At 29.6% G+C, this 17,648-nt stretch carries 11 protein-coding genes and 1 riboswitch; of the genes, 5 read left to right on the forward strand and 6 right to left on the reverse strand.

The annotated features are described in order from the left end of the window. Nucleotides 1-35: 35 nt before the first annotated feature. Complete coding sequence (locus H0I29_RS09165) at nucleotides 36-1,676, reverse strand: CRTAC1 family protein (RefSeq protein ID WP_218752045.1); 1,641 nt, start codon at nucleotides 1,674-1,676, stop codon at nucleotides 36-38. Beyond that, nucleotides 1,673-2,344 carry a DUF6796 family protein gene (locus H0I29_RS09170; protein WP_218752047.1) on the reverse strand — a complete coding sequence of 224 codons (672 nt, stop codon included), beginning with the start codon at nucleotides 2,342-2,344 and terminating at the stop codon, nucleotides 1,673-1,675. The genes H0I29_RS09165 and H0I29_RS09170 overlap by 4 nt, the downstream gene beginning before the upstream one ends. A gap of 704 nt (nucleotides 2,345-3,048) precedes the next feature. Here H0I29_RS09170 and H0I29_RS09175 point away from each other — a divergent pair. From H0I29_RS09175 to H0I29_RS09190, 4 genes are all read left to right on the forward strand, one after another. Beyond that, entirely contained in the window at nucleotides 3,049-3,540 is a 492-nt protein-coding gene (locus H0I29_RS09175; RefSeq protein ID WP_218752049.1) for a response regulator, read from the forward strand. 576 nt (nucleotides 3,541-4,116) lie between these two features. Next, nucleotides 4,117-4,304, forward strand: a riboswitch (cobalamin riboswitch). 100 nt (nucleotides 4,305-4,404) lie between these two features. Then, nucleotides 4,405-6,414 carry a TonB-dependent receptor gene (locus H0I29_RS09180; protein ID WP_218752051.1) on the forward strand — a complete coding sequence of 670 codons (2,010 nt, stop codon included), beginning with the start codon at nucleotides 4,405-4,407 and terminating at the stop codon, nucleotides 6,412-6,414. After that, nucleotides 6,411-7,550 (forward strand): YncE family protein, encoded by a 1,140-nt coding sequence (locus tag H0I29_RS09185; protein ID WP_254712602.1) that lies wholly within the window; start codon nucleotides 6,411-6,413, stop codon nucleotides 7,548-7,550. Before H0I29_RS09180 ends, H0I29_RS09185 begins: the two co-directional genes overlap by 4 nt. Before the next feature lie 38 nt (nucleotides 7,551-7,588). Next, nucleotides 7,589-8,707 carry a PKD-like domain-containing protein gene (locus H0I29_RS09190; protein ID WP_218752053.1) on the forward strand — a complete coding sequence of 373 codons (1,119 nt, stop codon included), beginning with the start codon at nucleotides 7,589-7,591 and terminating at the stop codon, nucleotides 8,705-8,707. 108 nt (nucleotides 8,708-8,815) lie between these two features. On the opposite strand, the gene H0I29_RS09195 is transcribed toward H0I29_RS09190, so the two are convergent. The 4 genes from H0I29_RS09195 to H0I29_RS09210 form a co-directional block, all read right to left on the reverse strand. Further along, nucleotides 8,816-9,736: a YeiH family protein gene (locus H0I29_RS09195; RefSeq protein ID WP_218752054.1), complete on the reverse strand. Its 921-nt coding sequence runs from the start codon at nucleotides 9,734-9,736 to the stop codon at nucleotides 8,816-8,818. A gap of 76 nt (nucleotides 9,737-9,812) precedes the next feature. Then, complete coding sequence (locus H0I29_RS09200; RefSeq protein ID WP_218752055.1) at nucleotides 9,813-10,697, reverse strand: LysR family transcriptional regulator; 885 nt, start codon at nucleotides 10,695-10,697, stop codon at nucleotides 9,813-9,815. A gap of 182 nt (nucleotides 10,698-10,879) precedes the next feature. Next, nucleotides 10,880-11,044, reverse strand: a complete 165-nt coding sequence (locus tag H0I29_RS09205) for a hypothetical protein (protein WP_218752056.1) — start codon at nucleotides 11,042-11,044, stop codon at nucleotides 10,880-10,882. Between the two features lie 18 nt (nucleotides 11,045-11,062). Further along, nucleotides 11,063-15,121 (reverse strand): T9SS type A sorting domain-containing protein, encoded by a 4,059-nt coding sequence (locus tag H0I29_RS09210; RefSeq protein WP_218752057.1) that lies wholly within the window; start codon nucleotides 15,119-15,121, stop codon nucleotides 11,063-11,065. A gap of 895 nt (nucleotides 15,122-16,016) precedes the next feature. Between H0I29_RS09210 and H0I29_RS09215 the strand changes: the two genes are divergently transcribed. Beyond that, nucleotides 16,017-17,612, forward strand: coding sequence for a hypothetical protein (locus tag H0I29_RS09215; RefSeq protein ID WP_218752058.1), 1,596 nt, complete (start codon nucleotides 16,017-16,019; stop codon nucleotides 17,610-17,612). Nucleotides 17,613-17,648: the final 36 nt, after the last annotated feature.

Genomic DNA, 17,648 nt, shown 5'->3' on the forward strand with positions numbered 1-17,648 from the left:
TATTAAAATAATATGTAATACTTTTTTAAGTTTCATTACTCTTGAGTTAAATCAGTTACTGTAACCGTTTCTGAAATTTTAGGAATTGTTAATAGTGAATTTATTTTAGGGTTTTGGAAGGTATATTCTTTTCCGCTAATATATTTTACACTAACACTTTTTATAGCATCTTTTCCTAAACCAAAATGTAAAGTGGCAGATTGATCACTAGTTAACCCTTCTCCAACTATAAAATCTTCGGTTATTTTTTTACCGCTTGATGTTATTACTTCAACTTTTGCTCCTAAATTTTCAGCATTATCATCTAATTTTACTTTAATAAAATTATTATCACCTCCATCGTTAATGTATGCTAAAACGGGTGTTCCTATGTTTACCCAAATCATGTCTAAATACCCATCTTTATTAAAGTCACTTACCAAAGGAGTAATTGCATAATTAGGGTTTACAACACCACTTTTTTCTTCTGTAGCAACAAAAGTGTGGTCTTCTTTTTGGGTTAAAAATCTACTTGGTAATTTAAATATTTTATGTGGTGGAAAATCAATGTAGTTTTCTGCCACAATAAGTTCTTGTAAGCCATCGTTGTTCATATCTGCAAATACGGCTCCCCATGAAAATTCAAAATCTTTAGTTTGCGTTTTTTCGGCTACATCTTCAAATACGAAATTTCCTTTGTTTTCGAAAAATATCCAATTAGGATTAAAAAGACTTTTGTCTTCAATATTTCCACTAGCAACAAAACTAGGAACTGTAGATCCTGTATTTGAAAACATAAAATCTACTAAGCCATCATTATTATAATCTCCCACAGCTATTCCCATTGGATATCCATATTTATTGGTAGATGGGTTTTCTTTCATTTCAAAAGTTCCATCGCCTTTGTTTTTATAAGTTCTAATTTCGCCTGTATCATAAGCAATCACAAGATCCAGCCAAGTATCGTTATCAATATCAATCAAAATCCCCATAAAAGTATTATGAATGTATTCTAAACCAGCTTCAATAGTTGTGTTTTTAAAGGTATTGTCTCCATTATTGATTAGTAAAAGACTTTGAGGACCATAATTTTTGCTAAAATTATTCTGCCCAACCATTTGTTTTTTTCTAATGTAATTAGCAACAAAAATATCGGTAAAACCATCTTTATTTACATCACCTAAAGTTAAACCTAATGGTGTTGCGTTGTCAGCCAAATTATATTCTAACTTCTTTGGTGTAAATTTTCCGTTGTTATTATAATAAATGACAATGCCATCTTCCCTAGAAAGAATTAAGTCAGTAAAACCATTGTTGTCAAAATCGGTGGAAGCTCCACTTAAAGTTGTCTTATTTTCTTTCTTAGGAAGCCCTGCTTTTTCTGATATAGAAATAAATTTCCCTTCCTTATAACTAAAAATTTCATCTTGCTGATTGTATCCTCCTCCTAAAAATAATTCATCAACACCATCATTATCAATATCAATTAATACAGATGCGGTAACAGGTAAAGATTCAGTTCCGTTAAATTGATGTGTAAAATCGATGGAAATTTCCTTGAATGTAGGAATTAAATTGTCTGCTATTGCATTGTTGTATGGGTTATTTCTATCAGTGCTAAATTTAACAGCTACAATAATTACTAATAATACTATTAGTGTTAATATAATCCCTGCAATTCTTTTTATTATTTTCATATTGATAATTGGTTGATTTTTTTGAGTTGATATAATGATAAACTAAATAGAATAAAATGAACAACATTCATTGCTATTGGTGCTATGTATTTTCCTATTTGTGGAGAAATAAAGTACAATGTAAATACAGAAATTAATAAAACGATAGGGTTAAAAATAGCCATCCATTTCCTATAATAGGTTCCTCCTTTTAGTATTGTAATACTAAAAAATACAGAAAGTAAAAGAATGATTACTCTTAATACCTGAACAAGAGATTCACTAATTAAGGTGTAATTGTCTAATATTTCTTGATAAATATTAGTATCAATATCATTTTGAAGATGAACAATTGTTCCTAAAAAAGCTCTAGAAGTAATCCAAAAACCGCCAATTGTAAAAGCTAAAATACCTAATCCAAAAACGATAGAAGCTAGTTTTTTATTCCCTTTTTCTAGCATTTTATAAATATGATAATAGCCTAAAAAATAAAAAGGAACACCAAGTACAGCTAAAAAATGCCCTGTTATCAAACTATTTTTTGGTACAAATTGGAAAAACTGATAGTTGTCTGCATTACCAATAATATGTGGACTAAAATGAAGAAGAAACTCTCCAATACCAACAAGAACACTTCCTAATATTCCAAGAATTCCTGTTATAAATATTTTATTTTTATCTAATAGCATTTATTTTACGTAATTTTTAATTCTATAACTTACCTCGTTAGGATAGTAATTTAAGGTTTTTTCCTTTAATACATATTGAATATCAATTGTATCCGTACAATTTTGCTATTTTATTCGAATATTTCTTTGATATAGTCATCTGTCGATCAAGTTGACAATAACTAACAAAATAATCTTAACATTATTTTAAGAAGGTGGTGAAGCAGACTGTTTTTGTGTTATAAAGTGCAACTTACTGTAATGTTTAATTTTTTACATTGATAAGAATGGTAGTCTTCAATACCTATTCAACCACCATTTTAAAGTACTTTTAGTTTGAAAACTTCCTTTATCTAATTCTTTCAGCATGGTAGTCATTTTTTTTTGGTCTTGTAACCATTTTCCGAATGCTTCTTTTCCCTCTTTACGTTTACAATATCCACAGCCCCATTGCTCGTTATGGGTTACAATTTGTATAAAATGATTTCCTATAGAAGGGCAATTTGCAACCCAACTATTTTTATTAAAACCAGAAGGGATTGGGTTTAATTGGTGTTGTTTTAATAATGAAATTAATGGTGTAATTTTTTGAGAGGTTTTTCTTTTTCAGTTGATTTTGATTTTTTTATATCAACAATAATTTGCTGAAGCTCTTGTTGAGTAAAAATAACACTGTCTCTTCACGTAGGGAATCCATCGTAGAGGTAGTTCGCCTCAATTAATTGATGAACAGTGAATATATAAGTAACCCTTTATTTGAAAATGATGGAACTCCGCAAGAATTAAAATCAGGAGAAGAGTTTTCAGATTTAAAGATTATAATTTTTTCTGTTGAAGATAAACCTTATAAAATTCAGCATTTATATAAGAATATAAAGGTAGATGGCTATGTTTGGAAGAATAGAGACGGATTAAAAGAAATAATGAATGCTATGCATGCAGTTTCTACAACAAATCAGTTTTATATTTCGCCAGAATTAAATACTACGGTTCATCCAAAGAAAGTTCTAGAGATTACCGATTTTGATGTTTTTTTAATAGCATCACTTTCTACGGAATCACTGCAAGAAGAAATAAGTAAAAGCCTGAAAAAAAAAGGGTGTTTTACCTCTAGTGTAAATGCTATAGAAAAAAGATTAAAATTTTTGAAGGAACATTTTAATGCAAGTAATCCTACGCATTTGGTTGCTATTGCTAAAGATTTTGGGTTAGTGTAATTTTTTTTAAAATAAAAAGGTGCTAATTATGGGAACCCGTAAAATTTATATGTTTTATTGGAATATCTTTGAATAGAAATTAGAAAAAGAAACTATTGAAAAGGAAAGAGTGCTCATTACAAGCCTTACGGAAACCCGTGAGGCTTTTTTAAGTCTTTGTTTTAACTCTAGTTTATTAAAAAATAATGCTATTTAGAAATATGTCATTATATAAATAAATTTGTTACAACTTCATTTATTATAATTTTTGTGTATTTTAATATTGTTGGGGGACAGTGTTTTCAGTCATTAAGTTATTTTATTTGAAGTTGTTTTTTTCTATACAATCTTTATAAAGCTTTTTAATTTTAAAACTAATGATCTTTATCATAGTTTATTTTTAAGTATTTTATTTTTTAAAGCACATATTCTACCTTTCAAATTAGTCATTTTTTTTACTTCAATAAAGTAGTATTATTGCTGCTTTTTATTCAAATTATTTGTGCTTTTTTTAGGTTTTAAGGAATAGTGAGGTTGTTTAGAAATAAACAATAAAAGCGTGTTGTTTATTCCTGAAAAGTAGATAAATTTGTACTTTATTTTTTAACTAAGAATGGTTATCAAGTTTAAAAACTTGATATTAAAATGGGAATCTAGTTTAATTCTAGAACTGTCCCGCAGCTGTAAGCTCTAAAGTTGAAATCCGAATAGTCACTTTTCGAAAGAATGGGAAGACCGGGTGGAAGGAGTAAGTCAGAAGACCTGCCATTTTTTTATTAATTCATTAAGCTTTCGAGGATTGAAGCTAGAATTAGGAATCTGCCTATCTAAAATTTTAGATATGTAGCACTTCTCTTATTCTATCCTCGTACGCAAAATTTAAGTATGAGGAATTCTTTTTTACATTCTTTTTGGGGCATATTTTTGATTATAGGGTGCTGTAATTCGAGTTTTTTACATGCCCAAAAATTAGATTCTACAAAGGCAGTTCAGCTTAAAGAAATCTTTTTAGTAACCAATAAAGAGAAGCTTAAAAAACACTTTTCACCAGTTACTGTTCAGACTTTAAGTGGGAAAACTTTAAGTCGTTTAAGTAATTCGAGTGTTGCAGATGCTATTCGTTTTTTTAGTGGAGTTCAATTAAAAGATTATGGCGGAATTGGTGGTATAAAAACCATAAATGTAAGAGGAATGGGCTCGCAACATACCGGTATTTTTTATGATGGTGTTCAGCTTGGAAATGCACAAAACGGACAAATAGATTTAGGGAAATATTCTGTACAAAACATGGAGGCTGTTTCCTTGTATCAAGGGCAGCGTTCAGATTTAGATCAATCTGCAAAATCGTACGCTTCTTCCAATAGTATTTATCTAAAGTCTAAAACACCTCAATTTTCAGAAGGAAAAAATAGCAATACTAATGTCAGTTTAAAAACAGGTTCTTTTGGACTGGTGAATCCTTCTGTAAATTTAGACTTCAAAATTAATGAACACTTAAGTGCACGTCTTAGTACCGAATATCTAAATGCAAATGGTAAGTATAAGTTTAGATATACCAATGGAAGTTACGATACGATAGCAACACGTAATAATGCAGATATTGAATCTTTTAGGGCAGAAGCGTCTTTGCATGGTTCGAACGGAATTAAGAATAATTGGAATGTAAAACTATATCATTATGATTCTGAACGAGGATTGCCAGGAGCTATCGTTGCCAATCGTTTTAAGCGTCCGCAACGTTTATGGGATCGAAATAATTTTCTGCAAGGTGCATTTACAAACCATGTAAACGACTTCTATTTTTTTGTATTAAGAGGTAAATATGCGCATAATTATTCTCGTTATGTAGATCCTGAAATTATAAAAGTGGATGGTGAGTTAGATAACCGATATACACAAGAAGAATATTATCTATCAATGGTAAATACGTTTCAAGTTTTACCGTTTTGGAAATTATCCTTGGCAACAGATTTACAAAAAAACACGATGGATGCAAATTTGTATCGATTTTCATATCCTAAAAGAATCACGCTTTTATCAGCTTTAGCTGCCGATTTTAACTTTGATAAAATTCACATTCAAGCAAGTTTATTAAGTACAACAGTAGATGAAACGGTACTATATTATGAAGCTGCAGAAGATTTACAAAAGTATTCGCCTACAATTATGATGAATTGGCAACCTTTTAATTCTAATAAATTTAGAATAAGGAGTTTTTATAAAGAAATTTTTAGACAACCCACTTTTAATGATTTGTACTATACGTTTATCGGAAATACTTTTTTAGATCCGGAAGATGCTACTCAGGTAAATCTTGGGTTTTCTTATCAAACTGACTTTAAAAAAACAGCATTTGATGTACAAGCTGATGTGTATAAAATTTGGATAGATAACAAAATCGTTGCGGTACCAGGAGCTAATTTATTCCGTTGGTCTATGTTTAATTTAGGTAAAGTAGAAACAACCGGAATAGAAACAAATGTAAAAGCGAGTGGAAGTATAGGTAAAAAATTTAAGTACAATACCAACCTAAGTTATACGTACCAAGAATCTATAGATGTTACTGATGGCGCTAGTAATTACGGAGATCAAATTCCGTATATACCAGTGCATAGCGGTAGTATAAGTGCTATGATAGATTACAAAAAAATAGAATTTAATTACAGTTTTATTTATACAGGAGAAAGATATAGCCAAAAGGCAAACATCAGTTCTAATTATTTAGATCCGTGGTTTACACACGATTTAAGTTTGGGAAAAATGCTCTTATTTAATCAAAAGAAATTAAAAGTTTTAGTAGCAGTAAACAATGTCTTTAATCAACAATATGCGGTAGTAAAAAACTTCCCGATGCCTGGGAGATCCTATCGTTTTACTTTAAATTTTTTATTATGAACAAAAGAAAATTAAGTGTACAGATTGCATCAGCTTTAGCTGTTGTATTTTTTTTCAATGCATGTAGCAGCAATGAGAATTTTGATGACTCAGTAAATCCAGAAGTTCCCACAGAACCTATTGTAGAATTAAAGGGGTTTTATTTACTGAATGAGGGTAATATGTCTATGAATAAAGCGGCTTTAGATTATATGGATTTTGAGACCGGACTTTATGAAAAAGAAGTTTTTAGAACAGCAAATCCAGAAGAAGTTGGTGGCTTGGGAGATGTTGGTAACGATATGGGGATTTATGGTTCTAAATTATATGTGGTTGTAAATGCATCTAATAAAGTAGAGGTTTTAGATGTAAATACTCGTAAAAAAATTAAGCAAATAAATGTTGATAATTGCAGGTACATTAAGTTTTACAACGGAAAAGCATATTTAACAACTTACTTAGGTAGTATTGGAGATCCGAATGCTGTAAACGGAAAAATCATGGAAATTGATACTACAAGTCTTAGCGTTACGCGTTCTGTGGATGTAGGTAGACAACCCGAAGAATTGGTGATACATAACGATAAAATCTACGTGGCAAATTCAGGAGGATATAGTCCGCCAGAGTATGAGTCTACAGTTTCTGTAGTTGATATTGCTAGTTTTGAAGAAACAAAACGTATAGAAGTAGACATCAATCTTCATCGTATGCAAATTGATAGTGAAGGGGATATTTATGTTTCTTCTAGAGGAGATTATTATCAAACACCTTCTAAACTTTTTGTAATTGATACAGAGTTAGATGAAGTAAAACAAACGTTTGATTTGGCCGTAAGTAACATGACTATTTTTGATGATATTATGTATATCTATAGCACAGAATTTAGTTATCTAACAGGAGAAAATACAATTTCTTATAACAGGTTAGATACAAAAACAGAAACCATTCTTACTGATTCTTTTATTGCAGATGAAGATAAAGAGCTTATAAAGATTCCTTATGGCATTACGATAAATCCAGAAACTAAAGACATTTTAATTACCGATGCTAAAGATTATGTAACTCCAGGAACATTGTATTGTTTTTCATCTGAAGGTGCTTTTAAGTGGTCTGTAGAAACAGGAGATATTCCTAACAAAGTAGTATTTAAATATTAATAATTATCATTCAATAACCAACTTTTTAAATTAAAATTATGAACAAATTTAGTCAACTTTTAAAACCACATGTAGTTTTCTTAACCTCTTGCTTTTTAGTAATAATGGCATCGTCTTGTACTTCAGAAATAGAACTTTTTGGTGTTCCTCCTGTAATTGAATTATCAGAAAAAAATAATGATATAGAAATATTAATGGGTGAAACCATTAATTTTTCGGCAACAAAAATGAATGATGCAGAATATACAGAAGAATGGTCTTTAGAAGGTAACGTTACATCTTCTACAGCTACTTATGATTTTATTCCAGAAAAAACTGGAACTTATACCGTAACGTATAAATCATCTAATAATGCAGGTGTATTTAGAAATGAGTATACTATTGTGGTAAATGCAGTAATCCGTCCTATAACAGAGGAAAGTAATTTGTATGTAACAACTTTACTAGATTATTTACCAGCTCCAGGTCAAAGAATTAATAGTTCAATTGGTACTTTAGAAGGAGCTAAAACTCTTGAAGGCAAAAAAGGAATGGTTACTTTAGGAGCATGGGGAGGTACTGTTTCTTATACTTTTGATCATACAGTTATAAATACAGAAGATGCAGCTGATATAATGATGTATGGAAATGCATTTTCTGGTTTTGCAGAACCTGGTGTTGTTTGGGTAATGCAAGATGAAAATGCAAATGGAATTGCAGATGATACTTGGTATGAAATTAAAGGAAGTGCAGATGCTTTAGAAGGAACCATAAAAAACTATAGTGTAACTTACTCTAGACCTAATGAAGCTTCAGAAGTTGTAACTTGGACAGATAGTGAAGGAGAAAGTGGTGTTATATCAACAAAATTTTACCCAGAATTTATTACAGAAGATTCTTATACAATTACAGGGACTCTTTTGACAGATAATAATATTGACATGAGCAACCCTAGCTGGATTAAAAGTAACGCTTTTGAATATGGATATGCTGATAATACTCCAGGAGGTGATAAATTAGATATTTCAGACGCTGTTGATAACGAAGGAAATACGGTAAACTTAACAGGAATTGACTTTATTAAAGTTCAAACAGGAATCTTAGCAAATATGGGGTGGTTAGGAGAACTTTCTACAGAGGTAACAGGAATAGCAGATTTAAATATGTTAGACAATTAAATAATTTGTTTTAGTATAGGGTGAATGTTAGTATTCATTTCTATTTTTAATTGAAACCTAAAAACCTCTTCTTAATCATTAAGAAGAGGTTTTTTTTAATTATTATCTTTATTGTGTAATGTATATGAGTGAAAAAATAGAGATAAATATCCACAAGCTTAATGCAAGTATAATAGGTTTTATTCCTGTTGATTTTAAGTCTTTTATAGAGATTGTAGTTCCTACAAGAAACAAGGTTACTACCAAGGTTCTTTTAGAATAAAAAACAATTTCAGAAGTAATTGCTGTAGGAATTAAATGATAACTATTTATAAAAATAGCTACCACAAAAAGTAAAATAAAATAAGGAATTGAAATTTTTTCTCCTTTTGTTTTAAAAATAAACATAGATAAAATAGCCAAAGGTATTATCCAAAGTGTTCTTGATAGTTTTACTGTTGTAGCAATTTTTAGTGCTTCATCTCCATAACTTAAGGCAGCACCCACAACAGAACTAGTGTCATGTATAGCAATAGCACACCACAATCCAAATTGTTCTTGAGATAAATGTAAAAAATGTCCTATAGCAGGGAAAACAAACAAGGCTATAGAATTTAATAAAAAAACAAGACCTAAAGCAATACTTATCGTTTTGCTATTTGCTTTAATTACTGGTGAAATAGCTGCAATTGCACTTCCGCCACAAATAGAAGTTCCTGAGGTAACTAAATGCCCTAGTTTTTTATCTAATTTTAATAACTTGGTAAGTATTAAACCCAAGCTTACAGTTAAAAAGATAGAGAAGAAGGTAAGACTAAAAGCTTGTTTACTTGTTGCTAATGTTTCTTTAAGTAGCATTCCAAAACCCAAACCTACTACCGCTACTTTTAAAAGGATATGAATTGCTTTATAGCTTTTAGATTTAAATGGGCTTTTAAAGATAATAGCAAATACAAAACCAAGTAATAAAGCCGTTGGACTATTCATTGGACTAAATAGTGCAAAAATTATAATTAAGAAAAAGATAATTTTAGGGAATGTAGTTTTCATATCGAGATTTATTTATCGATACAAAACTAAGGACTAAGAATAACTATTAAGCAAACTAATTTATTGTTTAATATAACTAAAAGTTATAGTTGTTTAGTGTGTATTTTTCAAAGTAGCTCATTAGGTTAGATTGATACCCTGTTCTAGAAACAAAATAAAACCATCTATCAATAGAAAAGTCTTTTACATCTATTATTTTAAGCTTGTTATTTGTGAGTTCTTCAGAAATAGCATGAATAGAAATAAAGGCAAAATTATCAGAATTTAAAAGATAATTTTTAATTGCCTCTGTACTGTTTAGTGTTACCACTGTATTTAGTTTTTTAATGTGGTATTTATTTAAATGTTCTATAACTATTTCTTTAGTACCAGAACCTAGTTCACGCATAATAAACGGAATTTTTTGTAAAACTTCTAAACTAATAACTCCTTTCTTAAAAGTGTTGTTTTTAGCATTTGTAACTAACACAATTTCATCTTTCATAAACTTACTAAACTGTAATTTACGATTGGTGTTTTTACCTTCTATAATTCCGAAGTTTAATGTTTGGTTTAGTATGAGTTCTTCAATATCGTCTGAGTTTCCAGCAGTTATTTCAAATTTAGTATTGGGAAATTGTACTCTAAATTTTGCAATTACTTTAGGCATAATATAATTTGCCAAAGTGGTACTCACACCAAAGTTGATTAAATCTGGATGATTTTCATTTTTTTGCAAGAATTGATTTTCCATTTCTGCATAAATTTCTAAAATTTTATTGGTGTAAATTAAAAACGCCTTCCCTTCATTTGTTAATTCTATGGAGTTTCTTTTTCTTAAAAATAAAGTAGTTTTATAAGATTCTTCTAAATTTCTAATAGACTTAGAAATAGCAGGCTGAGAAATAAATAATTGTTCAGCAGCTTTTGTAAAACTTAAATATGTTGCAACGGTTTTAAAAATAAGAAGTTTTGTTTTCATCAGCAGTTTAGTCTAAAATAGAATTATCAGTAAAATGAATCTATTATTTCTTTGATAGCCTAAAGGTACGTGTAATCTTATTATTCTATAGTTTGTAAACTGATAATTTTATAACACTGTTTGTAGAATTTATAATAATAAAAAACTCGATACTATATTAGTATCGAGTTTTTAAAAAATTATTAAAATCCGTTTCCAAGATTCTCTGGAGCTGATGAAGCTTGAGCTTTTTGAGGGCTTAAGATCATATAGGTACCTAAGGCTGTTAAAGCAGCATATTTACCATATTTACCTATTTCTTTTAAAGCTTCTTTTCTATCTATTTTTTTGTTGTCTTTAATATTCATGTGTTCGTTATTAAGAGGTTAGTCTATAATTATTTTTTTAGAAACCGATTTTCCTTGAGATGTAACTTTTACAAGGTAAACTCCCTTAGAAAAGCTATTTAAATCTACAGGGCTAAAGGTGTCTGTTGTTTGTGTTTGATTAAAAATACTTTTACCATTAATATCAAATAAATCAATTTTTAAACTTCCGGTTACTCCGTTGATTTGTAAGAAATTATTCTGATTATAAATATGAACTTTAGTTGCATCTATTTCAGAAACACTTAATGTAGATTCTGTAGAAAAATGAACATAAAAACGACCGAAACCATTAGCATCGCTACTTAATGTTACTGTATAGTTTTCTGTGTCACTTAATTCTGTATACTTAGCAGTTTCTTTATCTTCTAAAAAGACTTTTATCCCTTCTGGTAAATTATTAGCTAAAGCAGAAAACGTTATTTGTTCACTTGCTTTTCCTTTAAGGTTTAAAGAAACTATTTGATTTTTGTAATCATCATTTGGTATTGACTGGATGGTATAATCTTTATCACTAGAGTTGTCTAATAATTTAGTTGTTAAGTCAAATGCCGATGAATTAAAATTGATAATATCTTTTCCAGCATCAAAGCCTGTAGTTGCATCTTCAGAAAAGATAATATCTGTATTTACTTTTATAGCTCCTTTTGCAACATATAGTTTTACAAAAGGTGTTGTTTTAGTAATTTTACTAAAAGTATGATTACCTGTTAATGATGTTTTAGTACCTAAATAAGCATTGTTAAAAGTAACTATTTCATCAGTTCCAGATGGTTTCATTTTTATAAAGAATCCTTGCCCTGGAGCCAATACTTTTAAATCTGCAGAAGCATCATTTGTAAAAGCAACATATTTTTCTTGGCTATTTTCCCAAACATATACTGCTGGCGCATCAACTGCAAGTTTTGTTGTGTTTTCTAAAATAAAGTTTCCTGTAGCTTCTTTATTTGCTGGGTAATATGCTGTAAAAGGATTACCAACTGCAACCCATTTGTTATGCGTGGCATCTATATTTAAAGAACTTGTTTGTATAGTACCTGTAAAAGTAACTTCACCATCTGTTCCTTTAGACATAGAATATCCAATACCTTTTTCGAACTCTACATCTGCATCAATGTTTACATCAAAATATTCCCATTTTTCATTGGTTGCATTTGCATCATTATATTTAGCAATTGCATATCTGTTTGGATCTGTGCCAGTATCTGTATTCTTTCTGATATCATTATTTGCATCTAAAGCAAAATCTTTTACTTTTTGTCCTGTAACGGGTGGTGTAACAAGACTCCATTTAGAAGCTAATAAACCACCTCTAACATAGGTTACTTTACCTGTGCTATTTCCTTTTGCAATTAATACACCACTATTATCTGTATCAGAATATATGTATATACCGCTATTTGTAGAATGAGAATCAACATCATTTTCAACTGTTAAGTCAGCATTTTTTTCAATATTTAAATAACCACCATCTGCAATTTCTAAAGATTTTGCAATGGCACCATTAGAATCTAAAGTTACCTCTTCGGATGTTTTTATAAAAACATCATCTGCAGTTGTTGGTAAAGTTTTACCTTCCCAACTAGAAGTGTCTGACCAATATACGTTTGCAGGAGTTGTATTATCAAAATATTTTTGGTCATTATATACCCACATACCTCTACCAAATGTACCAACATAAATGTTTCCGTTATTCGGACTTATCTTAATATCACTAATTCTTACATTTGGTAAATCGGTACCTAATTTAGACCAGTTGTTAGTAGAATTGTCGGTAAAATAAACACCTATTTCTGTAGCTAAATAAATAGTTTCATTATTTTTATTTGGATCTAAAATAACTTTAAACATGATGATATTAGGTAGGTCACCACTAATATTTGTCCAAGTATCTCCGTTATTTATACTTTTATACACTTTATTTCCTGCACTGTAACTTTTTACTGTTGCATATACTGTGTTTGTATTAGGTACAGCGTATACGCTATTAATCTTAACACCACTTGGGCTTGCTATGGTAGACCAAGTTGCACCGTCATCTACACTTCTTTTAAGTGTTGAAATTTCTGCAATTTCTCCAATTGCGAATATTCTAACAACAGCATTATTAAGAGAAACGTCTAAAAATTCTGTTTTTGTTAACCCTGAGCCAAGTGCTGTAAAAGTATCCGAAGCTCCATCATTATAATCAAGGTCCACATCACCACCTTTATCTGTAGTTCTTTTTACATCTCCATGACCTACATAAATGATGTTGGCATCTGTTGGATGCGTAGCTATAGGAGAAATAAATGCCGCATTTGCTGCATCTGACTTAAGAATTTTGATAGCTGAAGCGTAACCATTTGCATAGCCATCATCAGTTCTACTTAATTGGCCATTAGTACCCCCTAAATATCTAATATTAGGTTCAGCTATATCAATAGCAGTTCCTGTTCCGTCTCCTGCAACAGCTGCAACCCATTTTTGTTCTCCGCCTTGTAAAACTTTAGAAAAACCATCGTTATCTTGGTTTGCCATCATATAATCATCACCATTTAAACCATGAGTAATTGCAATATTATAAGATTGTGTTATAATTAATCCGCTAGAAATATCAGGGAATTGTGCATCTGAAGTTGGTGAAAAAGACCCCATTCTAAGTCCTGCATCATTTCCATTGATAATATGAGAATTATCTGTAAATAATAAAAAGTGATGATCTGCATGTACATGAATTTGACCTGTTGGTACAGGATTAGAATATGCATTTAAAACAGGAGTAAAAGTATCTCCATTATCTGTAGATTTCCATCCTTGTACACCACCCACCATTAAATTATTTGGGTCTGTTGGAGAAACGGCAATACATTGTATATAACCACTTTGAGAATCAAATGGGGTAGCTTCTTCATTAATAAGAGCTGTAACGTTAGTAGCTTTTTTTAAATCTGCCGCAGTATCATCAAAGTCAAAATAATATTTTCTAAAAACTCCGTCTTGATTAATACCATAAAAATATTCGGTATCTCCAGGAGAAGCAGCGAGTCTTAATATTTTTGAGCTATCACCACCTGGAAAAGCAGGATGTACTTTAAAGTTATTTCCACCATCTATAGAATAATAAATTGCATCCCAATAATCTGATACCACAATTTTGTTTGCATCATTTGGGTCAAAAACCATTGATTGGAATTTGGCTTCGTAAGCAATTGGGGTAGAACCATTACTTGTAACAGTCATGTTAGTCCAAGTTGCCCCACTATCTGTAGATTTTTTTATCTCAGAGTTTGTTAATGCAAATATTGTGGAGGTGGAACCAGGTGCAAAGGCTATATCTCTTATATATTCATTTTCAGATAAAGAAAAAGTAAGTCCGGTTGGTAGCCAAGTTTCTCCTGCATCTGTAGACTTAAATAAACCTATAGAACTAACATGTTGGCTATCTCTATCTCCGGTTGCCATATAGAGAATATTTGTATTATTTGGATCTATTAAAATATCTGTAACCCCCATACCAGCAAGATTATCCGTTTTTGGAGACCAAGTAGCACCACCATCTGTAGTTTTCCATAACCCACCAGAAGGAGTACCTACATACATAATCATAGGATTATTAGGGTCTAAAGCGTTTGGGTCTACAGCTACAACATCAACTCTACCAGGACCAGGGTAATCGAAATTACCATTTTTTTCTACAATTGCTGTTGGACCAATTTGTGTCCAAGGTTTTATAGTAGAAGAAGATCTTGCTAGTGTGTTAGCCTTGTTTTCTAATAAATTTAAATAGTCTTGTTTGTTTACTGCTTCTTTAGGAAAAGTACCGTCTGCATTTACTCTATCTTTCCAAATCCAAACCCAACGTTCAAATTGTTTTTTTTCTTTTTTCTCTAATCGAGTTTCGGCTTTTTTAGCGTATTTACTTTTTTCTATAAACTGCTTTCTTGTTTTATTTACAATTTCAAAGAAATTACTATTTTCTTTTAAAGCTTCTTTTTTATAATTTATTGTTTGTGCTTTTACCTGAAAGCAACCAATAAAAAATAAAGTAAAATAAACGATGTGTAATGTATTTTTCATGTTTTATTTAATGTTAAAAGTATGTTAATACAAATATCATATTTTTTTAATTTAAAAACATTCAGGGTCAATAAATAAAACTACGCACAAGCTACGCACTTTGGTATCATGCCCTTTAGTTGTTATTAATTAGAGGGTATTTAAGTTGGGGGTTCCTTTTTTTCTTGAAGTGTGTTGTGCTAGTTAGTATTAATAATTGGGATATTTTTTATATCGTTAATTGTAACAATAGCACTATATTTTATTTAAAAGCACTTAAATTAGATAAAACCAGTAGTAGTAATTGTTAATGTGTTTCCCTCGATCAAAAGGAACACATTAGCCAAACATAGTCCCCCAACTAATTTCAGCTACAATAATTGTAAAATTACTTACTACTGGTAAAATTTTATTAGATAGAGTTAATTTTGCTTTATTAGAAATTTGTATTACCTAACTCATCAATATTTATTTACATCATACATTTCTGTACTTGTTAAAATAATGTCTTCATGAATTCAGTTTTGATGTGCTCTACGTTTTGGTAGATGTATATCGAATCAACTATTTTTAGATAAACTATTGGGTAAAAAAGTTAAACGTTTATTTGCGATCACAAATTATTCTCTAAAAGTATTTTTGTCTCATTAAAGAATCAATCATGTTTTTAAAATAGAGAATTAATTAAAAGTACAAATATGGGTAAGTTTAAAAGAAGAGTTCTTATTTTATACTACTCACTAACTACGCACATTAATAATAAAATTAACGTTGGTTTTATAGCATTTTTATAAAATATTGCCATAGAACTTCTTATCTTTCTTTTTTAGGTTAAAGTTATTAATTGCTATGGTTGTTAATGAAACTTTACTATTTTTGTTTATTATCCTAACAAATTTTAAAGTCTCCGCTTATTTTGATTAAAAATAATAATAACAGCATTTTTAAGCTGATAATCTTTTTTCTAAGCATAAATTTTTATGCACAGGAATCTGGGGACATTTATTTAAAATATATAGATTCTGCGAGTAATAGAATCGATAATTACCCAAGAATAGCTGAGCAATTTTTAGATTCTATCCCTAATCCTTTAGAAAAAAATATTAAGGGTAAACTTGCAGATTATTATCATCTTAAAGCAGTTTTAAGTAGTTACTTAAATAGGAGTGCCGAAGTTTATCATTATAATATTCTTGGACTAAAATATGCAGAATTAGAGAAGAATTATAAGTTAGCAGGTACAGCTAGTATAGAGTTGTTCTATAATTTGTATATCGTAAAAAAAGATACTACAGCTCTAAACTATCTTAAAAAAGCAGAAAAATTCTATACAATTGTTAAGGATAAATATGGTTTGATAGATGTGATGCAAATGAAAGCATATACTGAACTGTATAATAACAATTATAAAAAAAGTAACGATTTAATTCTTGCCAAGTTAGATTATTATAAGTCGATAAAAGAGGATTCTTTTTATCAATTATATGCTTTATTTATGCTTATAACTAATTTTGTAGATTTAAATGATGACGCAAATATTAAAAAATATTATACAGATTTTAAAACTTTAGAGAACGATACTACCCTTACAAAATATCTTTATAACATACATGATGTTACCTTAAATATAAGTTTTTCTGATCTATTTTTGAGAAGAAAACAGTTAGATTCTGCTGCTATTTATTTAAAAAAGGTGGATGGTATGCGATCTTATATGAATAATTTTGATAAAGAAAATCAGTTTAAAAACTATATAGCCTATTACGATGAATTAGAGGATACACAAAATAAAAACAATTATATAGATTCCCTTAAAAATCATAATCAGAATTTAATAAGTGAAAATATCGACGCCAGTTTTAATATCAATGAATCTTTTTTAGAAAATTCTAGAATTTTAGAAGTAGAAACCAAGAAAAACTTTTTAAATAGAAATTGGATTGCATTTTTAGTTACTCTTTTAGTAGTAGGTGTTGTTTTTGTTTTTGTAAAATATAAGAGTCTAAAAAGAGTTTTAAAAGATTTTTCTAAACGGAGAAGAGAATATTCTCTAATTGAGAATAATCATGATAAATTAAAGTTGAAAGTTAAAGGCTTAGAAAACTATATCGTAGATTTAAAGAAGGAAATTAAAAGCATTTCTTCAATTACAAATATAGATGACCAAAGAAATAAAATAAAAAGCCTTCATAAAGATATTCATCATAGTTCTTCTGTTCTTTTAGTAAAAGGCGAAGATCATTTAGATTTAATAAATAACCTTAATGCAGAGTTTTTTAATCAAATGTCTATAAAACACCCAGAGTTAAACCCTTCTGAAGTGATTATATGTTACTATCTATTTATGGGCTTTAAAACGAAAGAGATTAGTGTTTTCTTAAACACTTCTGTTAGATCTGTAGAGAGTAAAAGATATCGAATTACAAATAAGTTAGGTGTTAAAAAAGAAGATTTTAAATTAGTAGATTATTTAAAAGAAACCTTTAAGGACACTACTTCTTTTTCCTCATAAAAATAAGAGTATTAACATCTAATTAGAGTTGGTTTT

Origin of the sequence: Polaribacter sp. R2A056_3_33 (assembly GCF_019278485.1) — a bacterium.
Taxonomy (GTDB): Bacteria; Bacteroidota; Bacteroidia; order Flavobacteriales; family Flavobacteriaceae; genus Polaribacter.

Excerpts from the sequence above, each read along its gene's own strand:
- H0I29_RS09200 (WP_218752055.1), bottom strand. The coding sequence starts at position 10,697 with ATGAAAACAAAACTTCTTATTTTTAAAACCGTTGCAACATATTTAAGT.
- H0I29_RS09170 (WP_218752047.1), bottom strand. The coding sequence starts at position 2,344 with ATGCTATTAGATAAAAATAAAATATTTATAACAGGAATTCTTGGAATA.
- H0I29_RS09175 (WP_218752049.1), top strand. The coding sequence starts at position 3,049 with ATGAACAGTGAATATATAAGTAACCCTTTATTTGAAAATGATGGAACT.
- H0I29_RS09210 (WP_218752057.1), bottom strand. The coding sequence starts at position 15,121 with ATGAAAAATACATTACACATCGTTTATTTTACTTTATTTTTTATTGGT.
- H0I29_RS09190 (WP_218752053.1), top strand. The coding sequence starts at position 7,589 with ATGAACAAATTTAGTCAACTTTTAAAACCACATGTAGTTTTCTTAACC.
- H0I29_RS09185 (WP_254712602.1), top strand. The coding sequence starts at position 6,411 with ATGAACAAAAGAAAATTAAGTGTACAGATTGCATCAGCTTTAGCTGTT.
- H0I29_RS09180 (WP_218752051.1), top strand. The coding sequence starts at position 4,405 with ATGAGGAATTCTTTTTTACATTCTTTTTGGGGCATATTTTTGATTATA.
- H0I29_RS09165 (WP_218752045.1), bottom strand. The coding sequence starts at position 1,676 with ATGAAAATAATAAAAAGAATTGCAGGGATTATATTAACACTAATAGTA.
- H0I29_RS09205 (WP_218752056.1), bottom strand. The coding sequence starts at position 11,044 with ATGAATATTAAAGACAACAAAAAAATAGATAGAAAAGAAGCTTTAAAA.
- H0I29_RS09195 (WP_218752054.1), bottom strand. The coding sequence starts at position 9,736 with ATGAAAACTACATTCCCTAAAATTATCTTTTTCTTAATTATAATTTTT.